General features: G+C 71.0%; 2 protein-coding genes. Both read right to left on the bottom strand.

Going from position 1 to position 1910, the window contains the following annotated elements; translation table 11 throughout:
* The coding region (locus tag ABZ319_RS40355) for an STM4014 family protein (protein ID WP_354991873.1) at window positions 1-851 on the bottom strand (851 nt) is incomplete at its 3' end.
* Complete coding sequence (locus tag ABZ319_RS40350) at window positions 848-1798, bottom strand: STM4015 family protein (protein ID WP_354991872.1); 951 nt, start codon at window positions 1796-1798, stop codon at window positions 848-850. The genes ABZ319_RS40350 and ABZ319_RS40355, both read right to left, overlap by 4 nt.
* Between the last annotated feature and the right edge of the window lie 112 nt (window positions 1799-1910).

Here is a 1910-nt window from a genome sequence, read left to right as displayed (position 1 = left end):
GCCGCGCGCGCCGCGGCCAGATCGCCGCGCGCGCCACCCAGATGCAGATTGGTCATCGGCGAAGGGCTGGTGCGCAGCACGGCGTGGGTGGCCCGGCCATCGATCACCACCACCCGCAGATCCGCACTGCGACCGTCCTGCGACGCCTTGGGCACCCAGCGTTCGACGTGCAGGCCGTCCGGCGCGAGCGCGTCGACGATGGCGGCGACCTCGGGCTCGGAGTGGTAGCGGCGCACGCGCAACGCGTTGAACAGCCGCCCGCGCTCGTCGCGCTGCACCGAGGTCGTGGCCTGCACCCGGCCGCCGCCCGCGGTCTCCACCGCCAGCACCCCCGAGGCGGAGGATCCGTGCGCGAGCTTGACGAACACCCGGCGCAGGCCGGTATCGGCCATCAGGGTGCGGATCTCGGCCCAGCCGAGCACGGTGGTGCGGCCGGAGGTGAACGAAAACGGCACCGGCACCTCGGCATTCACCAGTTCCGCGTGGCACCGGCGCTTGTCGAACAGCACCGCCAGCTCCGCCGGGTCGTCGAGCAGTCGCGCACCGGCGGCCCCGGCGCACTCGCGCACCGTCTCGGCCGCGGCGCGAAAACCGGTGTACCAGCGGGCCGTACCCTCCACCCGGGTCGGATCGGTGACCCCGCGCAGTAACCGCTCGACCTCCGGGTTCTCCCCCGGCGAATCGAGCCGCACCAGCTCCCCCGGCTCGAATTCGGCCTTCCCGGCGAGCACCTCGAGCCACGGCACCGACCGCGCGGGCCGCAGCCCCGCCCGGCGCACCGCGTCCTGGAACAGCGTGACGCGGCGGTTCTCCGGATTGCCGACCACGGCCAGCCGCGGCTCGAAACTCACTCCGCCACGGCGGTATAGCGCCGGAACCGAGAGTCTTCCTCGTCCTCCTCGGTCTCGGCGTCGGTGAGATCCACGACCACCCCGGCCGGTTCCAGCGCCGCGGTCAGGCGCGCGAGCATGGCCGGGCCGATGAAATGGTGGTGCAGATCGAGTTTGCGCAGATGCGTCAGCGGCTGACCGGTGAGCAGCGCCTCAGCGCCCTCGTCGCCGAGAGTGCCCATGGACAGGTCCAGGGTGTGCAGCTGGGCGACCACCGGCGCGGCGGCGACCGCGACCGCGATCTGATCCTGAATCTCGCTGTTGCACAGCCCGAGCGAGGTGAGCTTGGGCAGGCGCGCACCGGACAGGAACGGCTCCAGGTCCGCCACGGTGGCCGTGGCCCCGTACCAGGAGGTGCCGAGCCACAGGTCGAGCGTCTCGAGGTCGGGGAAGTCGCTCGCCCCGATGCCGCGCACGACATCCGCACCGAGACCACCGGTTTCGACGGTCAGCGACTTGAGCCGCTGATGGGTGACCGGCGGGAACGACAGGTCCTCACCACCGCGCACCCCGAATTCCTCGAGCCTGGGGTAGTTCTCCAGCAGCGGCGTCACGTCACACTGGTGGATCCAGGAGATCTCGTTCTCCTCGTAGATGATGTCGCCCAGGAAGATCGCGCGCAGGGCCGGGAACGACTCCCGCGCGGCGATCAGCTCGGCCACCACCGTGTCCGAGCCCTCATCGCCCTCGCCCCAGACGCCGACGATCAGCGCGCGCACCGCGGTGGTCTCCACGGCGGCGAGGAACCGCGCGAACGCCTCCGACCAGGTTTCCTTGGAATCCCATGCCTCGATGGCGATTCGCCAGGCCGTGCGATCGGCGGCCGGCAGTTCGACCGCGGTGGTGGCATCGGGGAAATCGAACACGGGCAGACCGTGGAATTCCTGGAGATGAGTGGAAACGGCCATATCGCGGGCTCCGTACGCCTGGTCGGTGAATGTGGTCGAGGTGCGCTGCCAGTTCTACCAAGTCCGCCCGACAGGCCGCGGGTGCGGTCCCGGCGCCCCGCCGATCGCGATC

Source organism: Nocardia sp. NPDC005978 (assembly GCF_040614455.1).
Classification (GTDB): Bacteria; Actinomycetota; Actinomycetes; order Mycobacteriales; family Mycobacteriaceae; genus Nocardia.
This window is presented reverse-complemented; position numbering and strand designations above follow the sequence as displayed.

Bases quoted from the DNA above. Each gene is read 5' to 3' on its own strand.
- ABZ319_RS40350 (WP_354991872.1), bottom strand. From the start codon at position 1,798: ATGGCCGTTTCCACTCATCTCCAGGAATTCCACGGTCTGCCCGTGTTC.